Source organism: Streptomyces sp. NPDC026394 (genome assembly GCF_055567735.1).
The window spans coordinates 327474-346769 of sequence record NZ_JBVHPX010000007.1 but is presented as its reverse complement, the minus strand read 5'-3'; the positions used below and the strand labels follow the sequence as shown (position 1 = coordinate 346769).

The window sequence follows — 19296 nt, the reverse complement described above, 5'->3', positions numbered from 1 at the left end:
CGCGTGGCGCGGTACTGAGAAGGACGGTAGTGGCAACCATGCTCCGTAGCAAGGATGCCCACTCATACTGGTGACGACTGGTCGACCCGTGACACCGTTGCACGGCAGACTCAAGGAAAAGTGGGGACGGTGACATGCCAGCGAGGGACAACCCGACCGCACGGCAGGCGCGTTTGGGTGCCGAGCTGCGGAAGATGCGTGAGGCCGCAGGCAAGACCGCACGCGAAGCAGCCGGCCTGCTGTCGACCGACCAGGCCAAGATCAGCCACATCGAGGCCGGACGGATCGGCGTCTCGGTCGAGCGCCTCACCCGGCTCGCCACCTTCTATTCCTGCGATGACGCCGCGCTCATCGACGCCCTTTGCGTGATCGCGACGGAACACCGAGGGCAGTTCTGGTGGGACGAGTACCGCGGCCGGCTCGCGCCGGGCTTCCTGGACATCGCCGAGCTGGAACACCACGCGACGCGCATGCGGTCCATGCAGTCGGTGAACATCCCGGGGATATTCCAGACGGAGGAATACGCGCGCGCCATCCACCACGGACACATTCCGGCCCTGCCGCCCGACGAGATCGACACACGTGTCGAGTACCGCATGCGCCGACGTAGCGTCCTCGAACGCGCCGCCCCGCCCCGCTTCACCGCCGTCATCCACGAGGCGGCGCTGCGTATGCGGTTCGGCGGACGCAAAGTGGCACGCGCCCAACTCGAATACCTGGTCACCGTGTCCGAGTGGCCGAACGTGGAGGTCCGAGTGCTGCCGTTCACGTGCGAAGACTTCATCGAGGCCACCCAGCCCGTACTGTACGCAAACGGCGTCGTGCCACGGCTGGACTCGGTTCAGATCGACAGCGCTTTCGGAGGACGCTTCCTGGACGCCGAAGTCGAATTGAAACGGTACCGGGCCCTGCTCGACACCGCCGAGAGAGCAGCACTCGGAACCGAGGAATCCCGCAATCTCATCCATCACATCGCGCGAGAACTGTGAGACATCCAAGCATGGGACAGCAGTGGCAGAAGTCGTCGTTCTCCGGAGCAGGGGGCGAGAACTGTGTCGAGATAGCCACGAGGGGAGAGGCGATCTTCATTCGTGAGAGTGACGAACCGAACGTCATAACGGTCGCCGACCGGAGCAAGTTTGCGGCACTTCTCGCAGGCGTCAAAGCCGGGGAATTCGATCACCGACCGTAAGCAAGGCGCGTGACCAGCAAGTAGGCCCCTCGCACCAAACGGTGGAGGGGCTTTGTCCTATGCCGAGTGGCAATGATGCTCCGTAGCACCCTTGCGGCGGGCTGACGCGTACCGCTACGGTCGCAGCGCGTCGCCGTTCCAGGACCGAAACCGCAAGGGCATGGTTCGGCGTACGCGCCCCTCCCCGTCGGGCTGATTTCTCCAAGCAGGTGCGTCGGGGAGGGACCCAGCCCCGCCCGTGGCCCCGGCCGCTCCACCCCCTACCACGCGCTACGCGCGCTCCGCAGCAGAAAATCAGGAGTCTCGCGCCGTACGGTCGTGGCAGCCTGGAGGTATGGGGACGATGGTGGGAACGGTGACCACGCTGTGGCGCTATCCGGTGAAATCGCTGCTGGGTGAGGAGGTTCCGGACGTTTCGGCGGACGCCCGCGGGCTGGCGGGGGACCGTGCGCTCGCCTTGGTGCACCAGGTGTCCGGCCAGGTCGCCAGCGCGAAGAACCCACGGTTGTGGCGCGACTTGCTGAAGTTGCGGGCCGAGATCATCGACGGTGCCGTACGGATCACGCTGCCGTCCGGCCGCACCGTACGGTCCACCGACGCGCACGTGGACCGTACGCTCTCCGCCCACCTCGGGCAGTCCGTCACCCTCGCCGACGCCCCGCCCGAGAAGGCCACCCTGGAACGCTCCCGCCCCGAAGAGGTACTGGCCGCCGGCGCGGCGGCCGAGGTGGCGCACGAGACCCTGGAGATCGCCTCGCAGGCTCCGCCCGGCACCTTCTTCGACTACGCGCCGCTGCACCTGATCACCCGCGCCACGCTCGACCGGATCACCGAACTCGGCCCCCGGGCCACCACCGTCGAGGCCGAGCGCTACCGCCCGAACGTCGTGATCCGTACCGAGGCCGCCGGCTTCGTCGAGAACGACTGGCCCGGCCGCGAACTGCGCATCGGCGACGAACTCACCCTCCGGGTCGTGGCCCGGACACCGCGCTGCGCCGTACCGACGCTGGAGCACGGCAGGCTGCCGCGCGACCCGGACGCGCTACGGGTACCCGCGCGCCACAACCGGGTGGTGCCGATGGAGACCATGGGTCCGCAGCCGTGCGCGGGCGTGTACGCGCAGGTCGTACGGCCGGGACGGATGCGCCAGGGGGACGCCGTCCGGCTGGTGTGAGGCTGTACGGGGGCGGCGGGCCGGCAGCGAACGGGTGCTACGCCGCCACCGACAGTTCCGGGTCCTCGCGCAGCTTGGCCAGGGCCCGGGAGACCGCGCTCTTGACCGTACCGACGGAGACCCCGAGCACCTCCGCCGTCTGCGCCTCGCTCAGGTCCTCGTAGTAGCGCAGCACGACCATGGCGCGCTGCCGCGCCGGCAGCCGCAGCACCGCCCGCCACATCGCGTCCCGCAGCACCTGGGCCTCGGCCGGGTCGGGCGCCGGCACCGGGTCGGGCTCGGGTATCTCCTCGCAGGCGAACTCGTCGACCTTGCGCTTGCGCCACTGCGAGGTGCGGGTGTTCAGCAGGGCGCGGCGCACATAGCCGTCCAGCGCCCGGTGGTCCTCGATCCGCTCCCACGCCACGAACGTCTTGGTCAGCGCGGTCTGCAGCAGGTCCTCGGCGTCGCTCGGGTTGGCGGTGAGCGAGCGGGCGGTCCGCAAGAGCACCGGCCCGCGGGCCCGTACGTACGACGAGAACGACGGGAACACAGCGGCGCGGGAGGCGCTGGTGCACACTGGCGTGGTCATGCTCCAACGCTAGAAGCGCGGAACACCGCGAGGGATCGCCCACAGGTGCCGATGCCCCCTCCCCCTCAAGTTGTACGGGTGGGGTTCCCCCTACCTCCTAAAGGCGGACAGCCGCTCGTCCCTCCTCAGGGTGCCCGTCCCCCTTTCGTCAGAGCTCCGGCGCCCGCGCGCCGGAACCCCGCCCGGCCTCCCGGACCGCCGCCCTACCGGATCACGGCCACCGGTGCGTCCACCCGGTTGCGGTCGATGGTCATCTTGCGGCCGCCGTGCGTCTCGGCGACATTGCCCGCGTACTGGTGGATCCGCCGGTGCGGACGCCACGCCGAAGCGGACATCTCGGGCTCGCCGTACAGGTTCGGCTTGGAGTGCCACCGCGCGAACCACATCACCGACGGCAGGTCGCGCGTACCGGCGCGCCGGGCCCGCTCGATGTGCCGTACGCCGGAGTCGGCACTGCTGTAGAAACCGGGCACGTAGCCCTGGCGGACCGTCTCCCGGTTCCAGGCGCGGATGTACTCCAGCGTCTTACGCGTACAGGCCGCGTCGCGCAGGTTGTACGCCTCCATGTCCAGGTACAGCGCGCTGTCCGGGGCGATGCCCAGCGCCTGGGCCCGGCGTACCGCGTCCTGCGCCTCGCCGGTGCCCACCTGCACCGGATCACTGCCGATGGTCACCTTGCGCTTGTGCTTGTTGACCACGCAGGGCGCCTGGGAACCGACGTACAACGGCAGCAGCCGCCAGCCCGCGCGGTGGGCGGCGCGTACCCAGTCCCGGGTGAGGTTGGGCTGGTTGGGGCAGGCCCGGCCGCGCCCGCCGAAGTAGACGCCGACGCCGCGGTACTTGGAGCCCTTCCAGGCCGCCAAGGTGCTCAGCGAGGGTGTCTTGCAGGTGTCGAACGCCCAGCCCTGGAACACGTTCGGGCCGCGTGGCCCGGCCCGGTCGGGCTCCGCGCCGGCGGCCGGTGCGAGGAGTGTGGCCAGCAGACCGAGCAGGCTGGTCAGGGCGGCGGTGAGCAGGACGGCGGGGCGCAGCGCACACCGTCGGATGATCTTGTTTGTCGTTCCCATATCCGGAGTCAAAGTGGGGGCGCGGTGCGCCGCGCGCGGGACACGCCATCGGCCGCACGCATTCAGCCTTCCGAGTGTCTTTTCGGCACGGTGTTCGAAGGGACGTTCCGGCGGCTTCGGTCAGCCGTCCGCGCCGAGCACCAGCCCGGAGGTCGGTACGCCCGTACCGGCGGTGACCAGCACACCGGCGGCGCCGGGCACCTGATTGACCGAGGTGCCGCGGAGCTGCCGTACCGCCTCCGCGATCCCGTTCATGCCGTGCAGATACGCCTCGCCAAGCTGCCCGCCGTGCGTGTTGAGCGGCAGCCTGTCCGCCGCGACGAAGTCCGCCGCCTCGCCCGGCGCGCAGAAACCGAACTCCTCCAGTTGCATCAGTACGAACGGTGTGAAGTGGTCGTAGAGGATGCCGACGTCGATGTCCGCCGGGCGCAGCCCGCTCGTCCGCCAGAGCTGCCGCGCCACGACGGCCGACTCCGGCAGGCCGGTCAGCCCGTCCCGGTAGTAGCTGGTCATCTGCTCCTGGGCCCGGCCGGCCCCCTGTGCCGCGGCCCGGATCACGGCGGGCGGTCGCCGCAGGTCACGGGCGCGTTCGAGCGAGGTGACGACGAGGGCCTGGCCGCCGTCGGTCTCCTGGCAGCAGTCGAGCAGCCGCAGCGGCTCGACGATCCAGCGGGACGCGGCGTGGTCGGCGAGGGTGATCGGCCGGCCGTGGAAGTACGCGGCGGGGTTGCGCGCCGCGTGCCGCCGGCCGACGACCGCGACCTGCCCGAACGCCTCCGGAGTGAGCCCGTACGCGTACAGGTACCGCTGTGCCGCCATGGCGACCCAGGAGGCGGGCGTCAGCAGCCCGGCAGGCAGGTTCCAGCCGAGCGCCGCGCCCTCGGCGGACGGCTCGCGCCGCTGCACACCGGCACCGAACCTGCGGCCCGAGCGCTCGTTGAACGCCCGGTAGCAGACGACGACTTCGGCGATCCCGGCCGCGACGGCAAGGGCCGCCTGCTGGACCGTGGCGCAGGCCGCGCCGCCGCCGTAGTGGACGCGCGAGAAGAAGGACAGTTCACCGATACCGGATGCCTGGGCGACGGTGATCTCGGGGCTGGTGTCCATCGTGAAGGTGACCATGCCGTCGACGTCACCGGGACCGAGCCCGGCGTCGTCCAGAGCGGCCCGTACGGCTTCGACGGCCAGCTTCAGCTCGCTGCGGCCGGAGTCCTTGGTGAACTCGGTGGCCCCGATGCCGGCGACGGCGGCCCGGCCGTTGAGGGTGTCCGCGCGGTGGAGGGTCATGGGGTGGGCTCCGGGGTGGGCGCCTGAGCGGGCGCGTGCGCGGGGGCGGTGACGGTCACCGTGCCGGTGACGTGGTGGCCGAGGGCGTTGGTGCCCACCACCCGTACGTCCGTCGCGTCACCGTCCCGGGCGAGGACCGTGCCGCGTAACTCCATGACGTCGTCCGGGTAGTTGGGCGCGCCCAGCCGGATCACGACCTTGCGGAGTACGGCGCGGGGGCCGAAGAAGTCGGTGATGTAGCGGCCGACGAGGCCGTTCGTGGTCAGGATGTTCATGAAGATGTCGGGAGAGCCTTTGGCCTTGGCCGCCTCGGCGTCGTGGTGCACGTCCTGGTAGTCACGGGAGGCGATCGCGCCCGAGACGATCAGGGTGCGGGTGACGGGGACGGTCAGCGGGGGCAGTTCGTCGCCGGGCTTCAGCGGTCCCGGCCTCCCGCTGAAGACGGGCAGTACGAGGTCCTCGTCCACCGTCCGGAACTCCAGCCGTACGGGCATCCCGATCCGCACCTCCGCCGGGGGCACGCCGACCAGCCCGGCCACCACCCGTACCCCTTCCGCCAGTTCGACCAGGCCCACCGCGTACGGCGGGTCGAAGGCCGGAAAGGGCGGATGATGCATCACGACGTACGAGAAGACCGTGCCGGAACCGGTGGCCGCCACGGTGTCCCACCCCTCGCCGCCACAGGTGTTGCACCCCGGGAGCCAGGGGAAGCGCAGCGTCGCGCAGTCCGTGCAGCGCTGGATGAGCAGTTCGTGGCGGGCGACTCCGGCCCAGAAACCGGCGTTGTCGCGGTTGATCACGGGGCGGGGGTGGGTGCCTCGATCGCCGGCCCCCGATGACCGGGAACGGCCGTTCCGGGTGACCGGGTCCCGGCGTGCGGCGGGTGCGTACTTGAGGATACGGAAACGGTGCGTCCCGGCCGGTTCGCCGTCCGCCCGTACGTCCATCCGCGTCGTGACGAAGTACCCCGCCCCCAGCTTCGTCGTCTTGCGCGGGGACACCGACTCGATGACGGAGTCGAAGGTGATGCGGTCGCCGGGACGGAGCGGACGCAGATACTCCTGCTCGCAGTCGGTCGCGACGACGGAGGTGCAGCCGGCCTCGTCCAGCAGGGCGAAGAGCGCCTCGTGCGCCGCCGAGCGGCCCGGGTGCCCGGAGAGGCCGCCCATCGTCCACGCCTGCAGCATGGTGGGCGGGGCGACGGCGCCGGGGCCCTGGTACGCGGGGCCGGTGTCGCCCATGGCCTCGCACCAGTGCCGGATCATCGGCTCGTTGACGGGGTCCTTGCCTTCGCCGACGGTCACGGCGGGCTGGCCCACGAAGGGCTTCAGCCGGGCGTACAGGCCGTCGGCGGCGCTTTCTTCGGAGCTTTTGTCGGAGCTTTCGCCGGAGCTATTGCCGGAGCTCTCGTCAGCACCTCCGGGCCCGCGTGCGCCACTAACTCGTCCCGTTCCCGCGGCCGTTGTGCCCGCGGCCGTTGTGCCAGCATCCGCACCCACTCCCGCTCCTTCCCCCGCCACACTCCACTCTCGCCTTTGAAGAGTTTCTGACTGTCCGTCAGCACGCCTTCGAAGTCAAGAGCGAGCGGCCCACTCCCGCGCCGACCCGGCTCGTCGCCGCCACATGCCACCCGCTGCCTGCCGGGCCGCCGTTGTCGGCGTGCGCCACCCCGGCGAAGAGGGGCGCCGCGCAGGGCAGGGCGGCGAAGGCAGCGAGGCGCGAAGGGTGCGAACGCGCGCCATGACGTCATGCCGTTCCTCCTCTCATGGGGCACGCCCGACCATTCCCGACGACGGGGCCGGCAGGCGCTGCACGACGACTGCCCCGACCTGCGGCGCAACGTTCCCGCACCTTTCCGGCCTTTCCCGGCCGAGAGCCCATGCACCCCTTCCCTGAATCGAACGCGCATACGAAAATAGCCCCATGGCCTCTCCCCACCTCCCCGCCACCGGGAGCCATCCCTCCCCCTCCGGCACCCGCCTCGGTGACCGCCCTGACGACCGCTCCAGCGGCCACCCTGACGACCGTCCCGGCGGCCGCTCCGGCGACCTCCCCACCCGGCGTCCCGCCCAGTCCCCCCGCCCCGCCCGGCCCGCTCCCCGAGGTGACGCCCACGCCACGGCCCTCACCCACGCTCTCGTCGCGGCCGGCCGCGGCTACTCCGTCCTCCCGCTCACCCGCGCCAAACTCCCCGCCGTACGCTCCCCGCACCACGCCGACCCGTCCCCCACCCCCTGCCGCGGCGACTGCGGCCGCCCGGGGCACGGCATCCACGACGCGACCTCGGACCCGCTCGCCGTCCGCCGCCTCTTCGCGGCCGCACCTTGGGCCACCGCGTACGGCATCGCCTGCGGCGTCCCTCCGCACCACCTCATCGGCATCGACCTGGACACCAAGAACGGCGCGGACGGCCTCACCGCCCTGCAACTCCTCGCCGCACAACACCGCTTCACCCTCCCGCCCACCGTCACGGTCCGCACCCCGAGCGGCGGCCGCCACCTCTACTTCTCCGGCCCGCCGGCCCCGCCCGTACCCAACTCCGCGGGACGCCTGGCCCCGGGCATCGACATCCGCGGCACCGGCGGCTACCTGGTCGGCCCCGGCTCCCGTACCTCCCGCGGCGAGTACCGCCTCGCCCCCGGCACCCCACGGCTCCCCGCCCCGGCACCGGCCGCCCTCACCGCCCTCCTACCGCCCCAGTCACCGCCCCACCCGCACCCCCACTCCCTCCACCACCCGTCCGCCCTGCCCTCACCTCCCCCGCACCCCAACCCGGCCCCCGCCCTGCTCCGCTTCGTCCGCACCTCCCCGGACGGCCAGCGCAACGCCCGCCTCTTCTGGGCCGCCTGCCGCGCCTACGAATCCGGCCTCGGCCAGGAAATGGCCACCGCCCTGACCACCGCAGCCCTCCACACCGGCCTCACCGAACGCGAAGCCCGCGCGACGATCGCTTCGGCGGCCCGGCATTGAGGGCAAGAACTGAGCCATTGTTACGTCGGCCCTGTGGCGGGTCGCCAATGGTCACGGCTCACGCGAACCGGCCAGGTACAGCTGGTCGGCCGAGACGTGCGGCACCGCCTCACCCCCGTCGCAGATCCTGCTGACCTGTGGGAGGCGAAGCCCACCGTGAACTGAAAGCGGCGACGCTCTGGCCAGCACCACGCCTGCGGACCGCTCGCCAAATCCCTTCTCCGAGCGCGCCGACTCGCGCCCCGGAACTGGCCGATAGGGGTGGTTACTTGAGTGACACCCGTCGCCCCGTGTTAGTGCACTGCGTAACCTTCACGAACGCAGCCAAGGCAGCAGCTTCGGGGGGACGCATGACACATTTCAAGAGGCTCGTATGTCTGGCCAATTCCCGCAAGGGCGGGGGGCGATGTGTCGCGGGCTTAATTCCCGATACAGGGCGTTGGATACGCCCGGTCAGCGCACGTACGAACCACGAGATATCCCAAGAAGAGCGGCAATACAAGGACGGAACAGACCCGAGAGTACTCGATATCATCGACGTCCCGTTACTCCGACACCAACCGATCAGCTACCAGAGCGAAAATTGGCTCCTCGACCCCCACCGCCGCTGGGTGAGAGCGGGCAGGGCCGAGTGGCACCAACTGCTGACGATGGAACAGCACCCGGACACTTTATGGATCAACGGGCACAGCACACCCGGGCGCCTTCACGACCGAGTTCCCACGGAACAGGCCGTCACTTTGCGCGACTCTCTCAAGCTGATCCGCGTGAGCCGCATAACGTTGCGCATACGCACCTCGCGCGCGAGTCACGGCGAGGCGAAGCAAGCCGTGGACGCCGTGTTCCGGCACACCGGTCGCCTTTACATCGTGCGAGTAACCGACCCCGAGTACGAACAGTCATACCTGAACAAGTACGGAAAGGTACACGAACTGGGTGAATCGTTTATCACGGTGAGCCTCGGCGAAGAGTTCAAGGGCTATGCTTATAAATTAGCGGCATCCATCATCGAGCGATCGAAGGTCGAAGCAGGCAGCAAGCCATGACAACAAGTACCGTGTTCACAGTCGGCCACTCCACGCACAGCATGTCACAGTTTTCAAGCCTGCTTCAGAAACATGAGATCACGGCAGTCGCCGATGTGCGGTCGGCGCCCGCCAGCAGATTCACCCCCCAGTTCAACCGGCACTCGGTGATGCGCGCCCTGCACGACGTCGGCATCAAATACGTCTTCCTCGGCAGAGAACTCGGAGCACGCACACCGGACGCCGCTTGCTATGTCGGCGGCCAGGTGCAGTTCAGCCGTCTCGCACGAACTCCTGAATTCATCAGCGGCATCGAACGCCTGCGGAATGGTGCACAGAGTGAGCGGATTGCCGTCCTGTGCGCCGAACAAGAACCCCTCGACTGCCATCGTTGCATACTCGTGGCGCGAGTTCTCGAAGAATGCGGAATCACCGTCCAACATATTCACAGCGACGGACACGTCGAGAGTCACGCCATGGCAATGCAACGCTTGATGGCCACCTTTGGGCTGGATCAGGCCGAACTGTTCCGCACCCCGGCCGAACGTCTCCAGGAGGCACTCAGCCGCCAGGAAAATCGGATCGCATACGTCAACGAAGAGCTGAACACCGACGAGGTGCCGGAAAAATGAAACTTTACACGATCGGCTTCACAAAAAAACCGGCAGAGAAGTTTTTCGGTTTATTGCGTGAAGCCGGTGTGACGACACTGGTCGATGTGCGGCTGAACAATGTCTCACAATTGTCCGGTTTCGCCAAGCGCGACGACCTGAAGTACTTCCTCAGTCAGCTTTGCGGTGCGCAATACACCCACCGTGTCGATCTGGCACCGACCCAGGACATGCTCGACGGCTACAAGAAGCAAGGTGCCGGCTGGGCATCCTACGAAGCACAGTTCCTGGAACTGATGCAGACTCGCCAGATCGAGAACACCGTCCCGCAGGAACTACTCGACAACGCGGTCTTGCTGTGCAGCGAAGACAGCGCGGAGCACTGCCATCGCCGACTGGTTGCGGAATACCTCTCACAGCACTGGGACGACGTAACGATCGATCACCTGGCATGAGTCCCGGCCGCCACCACCCGGTGCGAGGACCAGCGGGCAGCACCGGAAAGCGAACGACCCCCGACCGAACTCGCTGGTCAGGGGCCGTTCCGTGCTGCTGAGCTGCGGAGGCTGTGGGATTTGAACCCACGGTGGGGGGTTACCCCACGACAGTTTTCAAGATGTCTTCCCGGAGATCGCCGGGTGAGACATTCCAGCAGGTCAGGCGGGTGCGAGCGCCCCGGCGGAACCGTCGCCGTCATCATCGTGCCCGCTGCGTGCCCTTCGGGCGTTGTCGTGCCCCTCGATCCACGACTCCGAAGCCTCAGCAACCTGAGCATCCCGGCCAGCGGCAGGCCGCGCGTAGTGCCGGGTGGTCACGCTCGCATTGGAGTGCCCGAGCCGGTGAGCCGCGGTCATCACACCGTACTGATCAGCAACCCAGGTGGCGTGGGAGGCCCGAAGGTCGTGCGGAGTCACGTCGGTCAGCCCGGCCGCCGCCACCGCTGGATCGAAGTGCGCCTTGCGCCACTGGTTGTACCGGAGCGGACGGCCGACGCTATTGGTGAACAGGAGCGCGTCCTCACCGCCGGGCAACCGGTCGAGGTACGCCGACAGCCTGACGACCAGCGACGGAGCCAGCGTGAGTACGCGCTTCTGATGCGACTTCGGCGTGTCGAACACCAAGGCCCCGTTGGCTTCCGCCAAGTTCTCGTCCACCACCAGGAGGCGGGCGCCGACGTCGATGTCTGCACGCCGAAGAGCGAAAGCCTCCCCAATACGCAGGCCCGCGAAGGCCAGCAATGCGACCAGCAGATCATGCGGTGCCTTGGCGTTGCCGACGATCCGCGACGCCTCCAGCGGCGTAAGGATGTGCGGCTCAGTCTGAGGCATACGCGGTAGACGCACCCCACGGCACGGCGTCACAGCGATCAGCCCGTTGTCCACGGCCGCAGCCATGATCTGTGCCAGCACGCGGTAGCACTGCCGAATCCAGGACGCTCCGATGCCGTCCGTCTGCATCTTGGAGACCCACTCCGCGACCGTGATGGGCCGCACGCTGGAGAGTTCCCGGTCACCCAGTACCGGGTCGATCCGGGATCTGATGATCGAGCGGTACGTAGCCCACGTCTTGTGCTTGAGCTGCGGGCCCACAGAAGCCAGCCAGCGAGCCGCCCAGTCCCGAACGGTCGTCTTGCCCTCAGCAGGATCGAGCCAGCGTCCCTCTTCGATCTCGATGCGCTTCCTGGCAAGCCAAAGGTCCGCATCTGTCGTTGTCGGGAACGTCCGATCCGCAGGCCGAAGGATGCCGTCCGGCCCGGGATAGCGCACCTGGTAACGCCCCGATGGCAGCTTGCGCACCCGGCCGAACTGGCGACGGCTCTTGCGCTTCCCCGGCATCAGGCCACCGCCCGCAGGGGCCGAAGCGGGGCAACCGGCTGCACCGTGTTGGCATCGATGAACGCCGCAACAACACTCTCCGGCACACGGACATGCCGTCCGACCTTGACGAAGGTGATGCGCCGTTCCTCGATCAGACGCCGGGAGAAGCGCACCGTCGTGCCGAGCCGGTCAGCGACCTGTTCCACGGTCAGCAGGCGATCAGCCATGGTCACCACTCCCCCTCGGTATCCAGTGCCGCGCGCACTTCGCGGGCGGTGTCCCGGTTGTGCTGGATCTCGCGGGCGATGGTGGCAGCGAGCCAGGATTCACCAGGGGTGTGCCCGTGTCCGGCGTAGGTCCAGTGGGCGAGGGTGAGAGTGGTGGCCTCGGGGTGGTCGTCCGGGTCGGGCAGGCCGAGGGCGGCGCGTTGCTGGGCGGCGCGGTAGTCGGCGCGGACCTGGCGCAGGGCGCCGAGGGTGGTCGAGTAGCGGCGGGACTTCGTGGAGAAGTGGCCCCGGAAGCCGAGCATGTGCGCCCACTGCCACAGCTTCCGGTCGGGGTAGATCTCGTCCAGGTCGCGGCAGGCGCGGATCAGGCGGCGGGTGTGGTCGGGCAGGTCGGGGAGCTTGTCCAGCTCGGCCAGTTCGCCGATGCGGCGGTCTACGGTGCCGGTGGCTTCGGCGGCCTTGGTGGCGTACTTGGCGACGTAGGAGGCGACGGCCTGTTCGGTGAGGTCTTCCCCGTTGCCGAAGGCGCCGATGGCCTGTACGTCGAGCTGGGTGCCCCAGCGCAGGACGCGGGCGGGCTGGTCGCCGACGGCGGGCAGGGTTACTTCGGCGCGTGCGGCGGCGGCGCGTAAGGCGTCGGTGAGCAGGTCGCGGGTGGCCCAGGCCGGGGGCTCGGTGTCGGGGCCGTCGGGCCCGTCGAGGCGGACGACGGCGTGGAAGTGGATGGCGCCGCGCTTCTGGTACTCGGCGACCTTGCCGTACGAGATGCGCAGCCGCTCGCGAAGTTCGCGTTGGGTGATGCCGGCACGCTTGGCCAGCTCGCGCGGCAGGTAGATGGTGACGTAACGCCACAGGTGTCCGGCATGGTTGTTCCACAGGACGGCGCCCGCGTAGTCGTAGGTAGCCGGGTCGAGGGCGGTGCCGAGTTCGGGAGCGTCGGCCGGGTGATGGATGCCGCAGTGGCAGGACCGGTGGCCGCGCCCGGGGCGGTTGTGCACGGGGCCGAAGGAGGGCGCGGTGAGGGTGGCGAAGACGCGCGGGTGATCGCGCACGGTGTGCGGGGTGCCCTTGGCCGGGTCGCCGGTCAGTCCGGCGCGGATGAGGTGGTAGGTGTCGCCCGCGTAGGTCCAGGCGCAGGACGGGCAGCGGGAGGCGCGGCGGTTGCCGCAGGCCATGCGCAGGCGTCCGCCGGGTTCGGCGTCGGTCGAGTAGGAGTGCAGGATCTGGCCGGTGGCGCGGTCGCGGGTGACGGTGGTACCGGTCAGGTGGATCGGGTCGGAGCAGCCGCCGGTACGGCGGATCTGGTCTTGCCAGCGGTCGAAGCCGGGGGCCCCGGCCACCCGGAGCGCGTCGCCCAGGGTGGTCGGGTCCAGGCCCGCCAGAGTGGCGGTGGTGGTCACGCGGCCACCTCACGAGCGGCGCGACGGAGGTGGAAGCCCCTGCCGTTGCAGGCGCGGCAGGCCACGGTGGTGGTGTGGCGGGTGCTGTCGGGGTTGGTGCGGCCGGTGGTGACCTTGGCGGCGGCGAATCCGTCGCAGTTACGGCAGAGACGGGCGTCGGCCGGAACGTTCTGGGCCATGATGGAAGTCCCTTTCGGTCCGTTGGTCTGGGAGGGGTGCAGGCGCCCGGGGCGGCGGAAGTTTGGCGACCGAGGCCGCCCCGGGGGCCGTTCAGCTCTTGTGCCGGTTGCGGGTGAGCTTGAGCGAGAGGCTGGCGCCGCCGATGGTCGGCACGGCCGCAGCGGCAGCGGCGGCAGCGATCTGAAAGGCGATCGCGAGCACGATTAGGACGGCCGAGGCGCCGAGGGCAATGGTGATCGTCAGAAGGATCGGCCCGGTGTAGGAGCGGGCCGGAGCCTGGATGACGACGACCTCACCGGGGTGGATGCCGGGCGGGATCAGTTCGGCCGGGCGGTGGTTGGCGCGGAGCTGAGCGCTGGGGTGGCGCATGGTGTGTGCCTCCCTTGCGGTCATGGGTTGCAGCGGTGGGTACGGGCGGCGAGTTCGGCGGCGGCGCGGTCGTCGTAGTCGGCGGAGAAGCCGCAGCCGGAGGCGGTGCAGGCGGCGGTGTGCTTGGTGCGTCCGCGCCGGTCGCGGTAGCTGCCGACTTGGACGGGGCCGATGCGGCGCACGTCGTAGAAGCGGTTGGGGCGCGGCATGTCAGTGGCCCCGGCCGGTGAAGTCGTCGGCGTGGTCGGCGAGCCACTGCCGGACCTCGGCCTGCTCCTCCTCGGTGGCCTGGTTGACGGCAGCCTCACCGAGGCGCAGAGCGTCAACGAGCTGGCTACTACGCGTGAGTTCGGCGGAGCGTTCCAGAGCGGTGCGGATCGAGGCACGCATGGAATGTCCCTTCTAGGAGAGTTGGGCGGTGATGGCGTCAGCGAGGACCGGCGGGACGCCGAGACGGGCGCGCAAGGTGCCCGCGTCGATCGGCCTGCCGGTGGTCGCCTGGTGGGTGTCGGCGATCTTGCGGGCGTGATCCAGCAGCGCCGGAGGAACCGCGGGGGCCGACGGGGCAGGCCGGGGCGCGGGCGCTACCGGTTCCGGCGACGGCTCCTCAGCCGCCACAGGCTCCGGTTCGGGCGCGGGCTCCGGCTCGGGCGCGGGCAGTACGGCCGGAGGCGGTTCCGGTGCCCGCTCGACGGTGGTCGGCTCGAACGAGGCCGTCTCGGTGGCGGCGCCGTTTTCGGCCGGCATGGGGGCCGGTGCGTGGGCCAGCAGCGTGCCGCCGAGGAAGGCCAGTGCGGGCCACCCGGCGACGAGGATGCGCAGCCAGGCCGGTACGTGGGTCAGGTCCAGGAGACCGGCCGTGGCGATGTTGGCGCCCAGGGAAGCGGCCAGGGCGATGACGAACCAGGTCCAGGCAGACCGGGCCGAGCGGGCATCGGCTCGCAGGGTGCGCAGGCGGTGCCAGGCAGCGACGAAGAGCAGATCGACGCTGACCGGGTAGGCCCATGCCTTCCAGCCGTCTTGGCCAGCCGCTTCCGCCAGGTCGTGCAGGTGGGAGAAGGACAGGGCTCCGGCAATCACCGCTTGGATCAGCACCACGTCAGCGAGTCGGCGCAGGCGTCGGGACACAGGTCACCTCCTTTCGATGGCAGTCCGGTTTGGCATGGCGGTGGTAAGGACCTGACGTGAGACGGTCACGTCGACCGGGGGAAGCGAGAGCGCTACTCGGTGACGGGCTGCGGCTTGACCAGCGAGGGCGCGTCATCCGGGGCCGGTTCGGCCGGCATAACCGGGCGGAACGGGGCCAGCGCATCCAGGTTCGGGGCCAGGTGGGCGAAGGCCCGGCAGACCGCTGCCGCTTCGGCGGGGGTGGTCTGCGGGGTACGGATGCGGGACCAGCCGCCGGAAGAGTCCCCGGCCACCGCGACGCCGGGCCGGTCGGGGGCGATCGTGGTCGCGGCGAAGACCGCTTCGGGCGCGATGTCGCCCAGGCCCATCTCGGCGGTCTGCTTGTCGTTGACCCGGTGCACAACGCGGCCGGTGAGCTGGGCACGAAGCATGGTGGCGCCCTTGCCGAGTTCGGCGCCGAAGCGCTGCCCGCAGATCTCCAGGTAGATGCCGACCGCACGGGCCATCTGCGCGATGCGCACCAGTTGCATGACCATGCGATCCCGGCGTTCCTCGTCCTTCTTCGCGGCGACGAGGAACAGCTCGGCCACCTCGTCCACGAGGACGACCAGCGGCACGGGCCGGACGCCGGCGGGCAGGTCCCACAGCTCTGCCACTCCGTGGGCGCTCAGCAGGTCGAAGCGCTCCTCCATCAGTCCTACCAGCACTTGCAGCAGGTTGGACGCCTGCTCGGGTGTGGTGGCCAGGGCGGAGAGCCGGGGCGCGTACGCGCTCTGCTCAACCCCGCGCTTGCAGTCGATGCCGAGCAGGCCCACCGGCAGCTTCGCCAGCCCGGCGATCAGGTTGCGCTGGTACATCGACTTGCCGGACTGGTTGGCGCCCAGCGTCAGCGCGTGCGGCACCTTGCGGTAGTCGCGGACATACGCGGAACCGTCCTCGCGCAGGGCCACCGGCACCACCATCGGACCGGCCTTGATCCGTCGCGGCATCCGTACCTGACGCAGCACGTCGTAGCCGGTCATCCGCAGCTCCACCACGCCCGGCTTGACCTCCGCCACGTTGACCGAGTGGACGCCCCAGGCGTGCCGCAGCCGCTCAGAGGCCGCCGACACGTCCGCCGGTTCCAGTCCGGCCGGAAGGCGCAGCGCGACCCGCAGCCCGGTCGAGGTGCCCCGCACCCGGCGGACCTTCGGCGGTACCGGCTGGACCTCGCGGCGGGCGACGTTGCGGACCATGAACGCCCGTAGGCCGGACGGCTGCACTGTCAGGTCGCACACGTCCATCGTGGAGCGGTAGGTGAGGGTGAACCGGCCCCAAGCGACCGGCAGGCCCACCAGCGACCAGTAAATGCGCGGCGCGCGGGCCTTGGCGTAGCCGAGGGAGCCGATGCCGCCTAACGCGCCGGTGACTTCGAGCACCGTGGCCAGGTCCGACATGATCAGGCCCCCGCCGCGATGGCCGTCGCGCGGAAAGCGATGCCGTGCCGCTTCTCGCCGTTGAACTCGTTCTCCCAGTCCCGCGCCTTGAGGCTGACGACCGTGACCGGCATCCCCGGGACGAGCCCCTCCGGCACCCCGGTCTGCGGCACGGACACCTGGTAGAGGTTGCCCTCTCCCTCGTCCGAGATCAGGAGGCCCACCGTCATCATGTTGGCGCCGGTCTCGCTGTCCACGGCGATCTCACCGGTCCGCTTGTTCTTGAGCTTGGGCGTCGGCGCGGTCGCGACGAAGACGACGGCGGTCGAAGTGTCGATCTTGAAGGAAGGCATGGAACTACCCCTTAGGCGAGGTGACTGACTTGGCTAGCCGTGTTGGCTACATGAACAACGTACGCAGCTTGGCTAGTCATGTCAACACTTGGCTGTCCTGGCTGTCCCACCGGCAATTCGCCCGCGTACCATCGGGGCATGACCTTCGTCGCCGACCCGCTGGACCCAGATGACAACCGCCCGCCGTACGAGCAGGTAGCGAGCAGCCTCGGAGCCGCCATCCGTACGCGGAGGCTGGCGCCCGGCGAAAAGCTCCCGTCCCACAAGGCGCTAACGGAGATGTACGGCTTCGCGCGAGCGACCATCCAGCGCGCGCTGCGGGATCTCGAAGACGAAGGTCTGGTTGTCTCCCGTCAGGGCAGCGGCGTCTTCGTCCGCAACCGCACGGAGCGACCGGCCGGCCTCCGCCCATACGTGGAACAGGCGTTCTCGGCAGCAGACGTCACGATCGACTTCGCCGGGTTTTCCAGCGAAACGCTTCACGGTGCGCTGCAGGAACCACTGGACAAAATCCGCATTGGGAGACTCACCCCGGCGAGCATTGCCGTTCGCATCCTGGTGCCGGACATGTCGGTCCCCCAGGCCGCGCCCGTACGCCGCGAAGACGGTGCAGATGATGTGCGCCTACGCGATCGTATGCACGAAATCATGGTCGGCTATGCGCGCAGTATCCGGGACTCGATCACGGAACTGAGGCACCTTGGATTGGTGCCGGAGACCCGCGTCGAAGTTCGGGTCCACAACGGAACGCCTTTCTTCAAGCTGTACGTGATCAACAACGAAGACGCGTTCTTCGGCTACTACCCGATCAAGCCCAACAAGGTGGTTGCGCAGGGCGAGTCGATCGAGATTTATGACCTGGTGGGCCGGGACACCGTGCTCTTCCACCACTCTGTGAATGACAATGAATCATCGAGCGGTACCCAGCAGGTGCAGCAAGCCCGCATGTGGTTCGACAGCGTGTGGGAGTCCATCGGAAGGGACTTCGACCTTGATGGACGTTGACGACCTCAGCAAGACGTTGGCCAGGTCAACGGCGGTGCTCTTCGACTTCGACGGCCCGCTGTGCGACGTGTTCGCCGGACTGCCTGCACCGCAGGTGGCGGATGAACTGGCACGTCAAGCGGCGTCCTACGACCCTGCTCTGAGCGCCAAGCTCACCGAGACAGATGACCCGCTCGAAGTCCTGCGGCTGACTTTCCAGGCAGACCAAGAACTAGGGCTGCAAGTTGAACAGGCCCTGACCTCTGCTGAGATCGAAGCTGTGGCAGTGGCGGGCGCTCCCACGCCGGGGGCTGTAGCTTCGCTGGAAGCCGCCGAAGCCGCAGGGCGCCGAATCGCCGTAGTCAGCAACAACTCTGCGGAGTGCGTCCGTTCATTCCTCTCGCGGCATTCACTGGACGGGTACGTGCATGAAGTTATCGGGCGCCCCCTACACCGCCCCGACCTCATGAAGCCCCACCCTCATTCTCTGCACCGGGCAGCCGAGTTGCTGCAAGTCGGCCCGTCGGAATGCGTACTCATCGGGGATTCGCTCACTGACATTCAAGCGGCGCACGAGGCTGGCAGCGCTGCGATCGGTTATGCCAACAAGCCGCACAAGCGGAGTGCCTTCATTGGGGCAGGCGCTGAGGCCGTCACGGAGCACATGGAGGACGTCGCCGCAGCGATGCGGTGAGGGTGAGAGCTGTTACAGGTTTCCCTACCTCATCAAGCCCCACCCTTCGGGCGGGGAGGAGGGGAGGGGCGAGGTGGGGGAAGCACTCCGGGGCGTTCGCAGGGGGAGTGCCGTTCACCTGCCGAGCCATCCTGGCGCCAGTCGAACGCATGGTCATCGACCCATCCACGATCAGGCTCACGGGATGCCCTCAGGACCCACCAGCAGCTACCTGTGCCCCGCGGTAGCCGTCGCCTCGTGGTCCAGGCCCTGGGGCCCTGGGGAGGGCGTCGGCTTGTGGCGATCGGCCTTGTGGGTGCTCTTGCCTTCGGCATCCGGCGCGCGGGCAACGGCTTGGCAGCCGCCGCTACGAAGCACACCCCACCGGCCTGCACAGCAGGCCGGCGCGGGCTCGGGGACTCGGGCGCCGCTCCTGCCTCCGGCCCGCTCCGCCCGGCCCCCGGCCCCGCGCCACCTAAAGCTGCCACGGGGTGCTTCGTACACGCTTTGCCCCGCCCAAAAGCAGCGCCGGAACGAGCAGACACCCCACCGGCCGATCGCCACTGCCGACACCATCCCGCCCCTTGGCCGGACCGCAGTCACCCACCACCAGGGGAAGGGCCCAGCCGGTACCCGGAATCCCATAGCCCAGCAGGTACCAGACCAGGCGAGGAGGCCCGGGTGCGGCGAGAAGAGTGCGGTCGAGAAAGGGTGAAGGAGGAGCGGATACGGTGGGCGGTATACGTGGCAGACGCGCTGCCGACCTCCGCATAAGCCCTAGTCCTGCCGATGAAGGCAGGCTACGGAAGGGGTGGGGTCGGGGGCGTTGAGCGCTGCCGGGTGAAACGGCCGG

At 69.1% G+C, this 19296-nt stretch carries 22 protein-coding genes and 1 pseudogene; 9 read left to right on the top strand and 14 right to left on the bottom strand.

The window, feature by feature from the left end; genetic code table 11:
- Positions 1–134: 134 nt before the first annotated feature.
- The 3 genes from ACZ4QV_RS19680 (at position 135) to ACZ4QV_RS19670 (ending at position 2366) form a co-directional block, all read left to right on the top strand.
- Positions 135–989 (top strand): helix-turn-helix domain-containing protein, encoded by an 855-nt coding sequence (locus ACZ4QV_RS19680; protein WP_361580620.1) that lies wholly within the window; start codon positions 135–137, stop codon positions 987–989.
- An 11-nt stretch (positions 990–1000) separates the two neighbouring features.
- Complete coding sequence (locus ACZ4QV_RS19675; protein ID WP_361152841.1) at positions 1001–1192, top strand: DUF397 domain-containing protein; 192 nt, start codon at positions 1001–1003, stop codon at positions 1190–1192.
- A 334-nt stretch (positions 1193–1526) separates the two neighbouring features.
- On the top strand, positions 1527–2366 hold the full coding sequence (locus ACZ4QV_RS19670; RefSeq protein WP_361580624.1) for an MOSC domain-containing protein: 840 nt from the start codon (positions 1527–1529) through the stop codon (positions 2364–2366).
- A 37-nt stretch (positions 2367–2403) separates the two neighbouring features.
- Here ACZ4QV_RS19670 and ACZ4QV_RS19665 read toward each other — a convergent pair whose 3' ends face one another.
- The 4 genes and pseudogenes from ACZ4QV_RS19665 to ACZ4QV_RS19650 all read right to left on the bottom strand — a co-directional run.
- Positions 2404–2937: a SigE family RNA polymerase sigma factor gene (locus ACZ4QV_RS19665; protein ID WP_361152845.1), complete on the bottom strand. Its 534-nt coding sequence runs from the start codon at positions 2935–2937 to the stop codon at positions 2404–2406.
- A gap of 203 nt (positions 2938–3140) precedes the next feature.
- Entirely contained in the window at positions 3141–4004 is an 864-nt protein-coding gene (locus ACZ4QV_RS19660; protein ID WP_361152848.1) for a DUF1906 domain-containing protein, read from the bottom strand.
- Positions 4005–4124: 120 nt separating this feature from the next.
- Positions 4125–5291 carry a lipid-transfer protein gene (locus ACZ4QV_RS19655; RefSeq protein ID WP_361580629.1) on the bottom strand — a complete coding sequence of 389 codons (1167 nt, stop codon included), beginning with the start codon at positions 5289–5291 and terminating at the stop codon, positions 4125–4127.
- A 422-nt stretch (positions 5292–5713) separates the two neighbouring features.
- Positions 5714–6634: pseudogene (locus ACZ4QV_RS19650) on the bottom strand (bifunctional MaoC family dehydratase N-terminal/OB-fold nucleic acid binding domain-containing protein); the annotation flags it as partial.
- A gap of 580 nt (positions 6635–7214) precedes the next feature.
- Between ACZ4QV_RS19650 and ACZ4QV_RS19645 the strand changes: the two are divergent.
- The 4 genes from ACZ4QV_RS19645 to ACZ4QV_RS19630 all read left to right on the top strand — a co-directional run bounded on the left by ACZ4QV_RS19645 (position 7215) and on the right by ACZ4QV_RS19630 (position 10352).
- Complete coding sequence (locus ACZ4QV_RS19645; RefSeq protein ID WP_467763161.1) at positions 7215–8261, top strand: bifunctional DNA primase/polymerase; 1047 nt, start codon at positions 7215–7217, stop codon at positions 8259–8261.
- Positions 8262–8611: 350 nt separating this feature from the next.
- Positions 8612–9307, top strand: a complete 696-nt coding sequence (locus ACZ4QV_RS19640; protein ID WP_467763160.1) for a dual OB domain-containing protein — start codon at positions 8612–8614, stop codon at positions 9305–9307.
- A gap of 11 nt (positions 9308–9318) precedes the next feature.
- The gene (locus ACZ4QV_RS19635; protein WP_467763159.1) at positions 9319–9918 is read left to right on the top strand and encodes a DUF488 domain-containing protein; all 600 of its coding nucleotides are present in this window, start codon (positions 9319–9321) and stop codon (positions 9916–9918) included.
- Complete coding sequence (locus ACZ4QV_RS19630) at positions 9915–10352, top strand: DUF488 domain-containing protein (RefSeq protein ID WP_361580641.1); 438 nt, start codon at positions 9915–9917, stop codon at positions 10350–10352. The genes ACZ4QV_RS19635 and ACZ4QV_RS19630 overlap by 4 nt, the downstream gene beginning before the upstream one ends.
- 201 nt (positions 10353–10553) lie before the next feature.
- Here ACZ4QV_RS19630 and ACZ4QV_RS19625 read toward each other — a convergent pair whose 3' ends face one another.
- From ACZ4QV_RS19625 to ACZ4QV_RS19580, 10 genes are all read right to left on the bottom strand, one after another.
- Positions 10554–11732, bottom strand: a complete 1179-nt coding sequence (locus tag ACZ4QV_RS19625; protein WP_361633778.1) for a tyrosine-type recombinase/integrase — start codon at positions 11730–11732, stop codon at positions 10554–10556.
- A complete protein-coding gene (locus tag ACZ4QV_RS19620; RefSeq protein WP_361580647.1) occupies positions 11732–11941 on the bottom strand; it encodes an excisionase family DNA-binding protein in 210 nt (69 codons plus the stop codon). Before ACZ4QV_RS19620 ends, ACZ4QV_RS19625 begins: the two co-directional genes overlap by 1 nt.
- Positions 11942–11943: 2 nt before the next feature.
- Positions 11944–13341 carry a replication initiator protein RepSA gene (repSA, locus tag ACZ4QV_RS19615; RefSeq protein ID WP_361580650.1) on the bottom strand — a complete coding sequence of 466 codons (1398 nt, stop codon included), beginning with the start codon at positions 13339–13341 and terminating at the stop codon, positions 11944–11946.
- Positions 13338–13520, bottom strand: coding sequence for a hypothetical protein (locus ACZ4QV_RS19610; protein WP_361580653.1), 183 nt, complete (start codon positions 13518–13520; stop codon positions 13338–13340). The genes repSA and ACZ4QV_RS19610 overlap by 4 nt, the downstream gene beginning before the upstream one ends.
- Positions 13521–13611: 91 nt before the next feature.
- Complete coding sequence (locus ACZ4QV_RS19605) at positions 13612–13890, bottom strand: hypothetical protein (RefSeq protein WP_361580656.1); 279 nt, start codon at positions 13888–13890, stop codon at positions 13612–13614.
- A 20-nt stretch (positions 13891–13910) separates the two neighbouring features.
- Positions 13911–14099: a mobile element transfer protein gene (locus ACZ4QV_RS19600; protein ID WP_361580659.1), complete on the bottom strand. Its 189-nt coding sequence runs from the start codon at positions 14097–14099 to the stop codon at positions 13911–13913.
- 1 nt (position 14100) lies between these two features.
- Positions 14101–14280: a hypothetical protein gene (locus ACZ4QV_RS19595; protein WP_361580662.1), complete on the bottom strand. Its 180-nt coding sequence runs from the start codon at positions 14278–14280 to the stop codon at positions 14101–14103.
- A 12-nt stretch (positions 14281–14292) separates the two neighbouring features.
- On the bottom strand, positions 14293–15018 hold the full coding sequence (locus ACZ4QV_RS19590) for a DUF2637 domain-containing protein (protein ID WP_361580665.1): 726 nt from the start codon (positions 15016–15018) through the stop codon (positions 14293–14295).
- A gap of 92 nt (positions 15019–15110) precedes the next feature.
- Positions 15111–16454 carry an FtsK/SpoIIIE domain-containing protein gene (locus tag ACZ4QV_RS19585; RefSeq protein WP_361580668.1) on the bottom strand — a complete coding sequence of 448 codons (1344 nt, stop codon included), beginning with the start codon at positions 16452–16454 and terminating at the stop codon, positions 15111–15113.
- A 2-nt stretch (positions 16455–16456) separates the two neighbouring features.
- Complete coding sequence (locus ACZ4QV_RS19580; protein ID WP_361580671.1) at positions 16457–16786, bottom strand: SCO3933 family regulatory protein; 330 nt, start codon at positions 16784–16786, stop codon at positions 16457–16459.
- A gap of 138 nt (positions 16787–16924) precedes the next feature.
- On the opposite strand from ACZ4QV_RS19580, the gene ACZ4QV_RS19575 reads away from it, so the two are divergent.
- Both ACZ4QV_RS19575 and ACZ4QV_RS19570 read left to right on the top strand, forming a co-directional pair.
- Positions 16925–17791, top strand: coding sequence for a GntR family transcriptional regulator (locus tag ACZ4QV_RS19575; protein WP_361580674.1), 867 nt, complete (start codon positions 16925–16927; stop codon positions 17789–17791).
- Positions 17781–18464, top strand: coding sequence for an HAD family hydrolase (locus ACZ4QV_RS19570; RefSeq protein ID WP_361580677.1), 684 nt, complete (start codon positions 17781–17783; stop codon positions 18462–18464). Before ACZ4QV_RS19575 ends, ACZ4QV_RS19570 begins: the two co-directional genes overlap by 11 nt.
- Positions 18465–19296 lie beyond the last annotated feature (832 nt).

Coding starts and splice junctions, on each gene's coding strand:
- ACZ4QV_RS19625 (WP_361633778.1), bottom strand. CDS start 11,732: ATGCCGGGGAAGCGCAAGAGCCGTCGCCAGTTCGGCCGGGTGCGCAAG.
- ACZ4QV_RS19580 (WP_361580671.1), bottom strand. CDS start 16,786: ATGCCTTCCTTCAAGATCGACACTTCGACCGCCGTCGTCTTCGTCGCG.
- ACZ4QV_RS19570 (WP_361580677.1), top strand. CDS start 17,781: ATGGACGTTGACGACCTCAGCAAGACGTTGGCCAGGTCAACGGCGGTG.
- ACZ4QV_RS19600 (WP_361580659.1), bottom strand. CDS start 14,099: ATGCCGCGCCCCAACCGCTTCTACGACGTGCGCCGCATCGGCCCCGTC.
- ACZ4QV_RS19585 (WP_361580668.1), bottom strand. CDS start 16,454: ATGTCGGACCTGGCCACGGTGCTCGAAGTCACCGGCGCGTTAGGCGGC.
- ACZ4QV_RS19660 (WP_361152848.1), bottom strand. CDS start 4,004: ATGGGAACGACAAACAAGATCATCCGACGGTGTGCGCTGCGCCCCGCC.
- ACZ4QV_RS19610 (WP_361580653.1), bottom strand. CDS start 13,520: ATGGCCCAGAACGTTCCGGCCGACGCCCGTCTCTGCCGTAACTGCGAC.
- ACZ4QV_RS19670 (WP_361580624.1), top strand. CDS start 1,527: ATGGGGACGATGGTGGGAACGGTGACCACGCTGTGGCGCTATCCGGTG.
- ACZ4QV_RS19630 (WP_361580641.1), top strand. CDS start 9,915: ATGAAACTTTACACGATCGGCTTCACAAAAAAACCGGCAGAGAAGTTT.
- ACZ4QV_RS19645 (WP_467763161.1), top strand. CDS start 7,215: ATGGCCTCTCCCCACCTCCCCGCCACCGGGAGCCATCCCTCCCCCTCC.
- ACZ4QV_RS19665 (WP_361152845.1), bottom strand. CDS start 2,937: ATGACCACGCCAGTGTGCACCAGCGCCTCCCGCGCCGCTGTGTTCCCG.
- ACZ4QV_RS19655 (WP_361580629.1), bottom strand. CDS start 5,291: ATGACCCTCCACCGCGCGGACACCCTCAACGGCCGGGCCGCCGTCGCC.
- ACZ4QV_RS19595 (WP_361580662.1), bottom strand. CDS start 14,280: ATGCGTGCCTCGATCCGCACCGCTCTGGAACGCTCCGCCGAACTCACG.
- ACZ4QV_RS19605 (WP_361580656.1), bottom strand. CDS start 13,890: ATGCGCCACCCCAGCGCTCAGCTCCGCGCCAACCACCGCCCGGCCGAA.
- ACZ4QV_RS19675 (WP_361152841.1), top strand. CDS start 1,001: ATGGGACAGCAGTGGCAGAAGTCGTCGTTCTCCGGAGCAGGGGGCGAG.
- ACZ4QV_RS19620 (WP_361580647.1), bottom strand. CDS start 11,941: ATGGCTGATCGCCTGCTGACCGTGGAACAGGTCGCTGACCGGCTCGGC.
- ACZ4QV_RS19575 (WP_361580674.1), top strand. CDS start 16,925: ATGACCTTCGTCGCCGACCCGCTGGACCCAGATGACAACCGCCCGCCG.
- ACZ4QV_RS19640 (WP_467763160.1), top strand. CDS start 8,612: ATGACACATTTCAAGAGGCTCGTATGTCTGGCCAATTCCCGCAAGGGC.
- ACZ4QV_RS19680 (WP_361580620.1), top strand. CDS start 135: ATGCCAGCGAGGGACAACCCGACCGCACGGCAGGCGCGTTTGGGTGCC.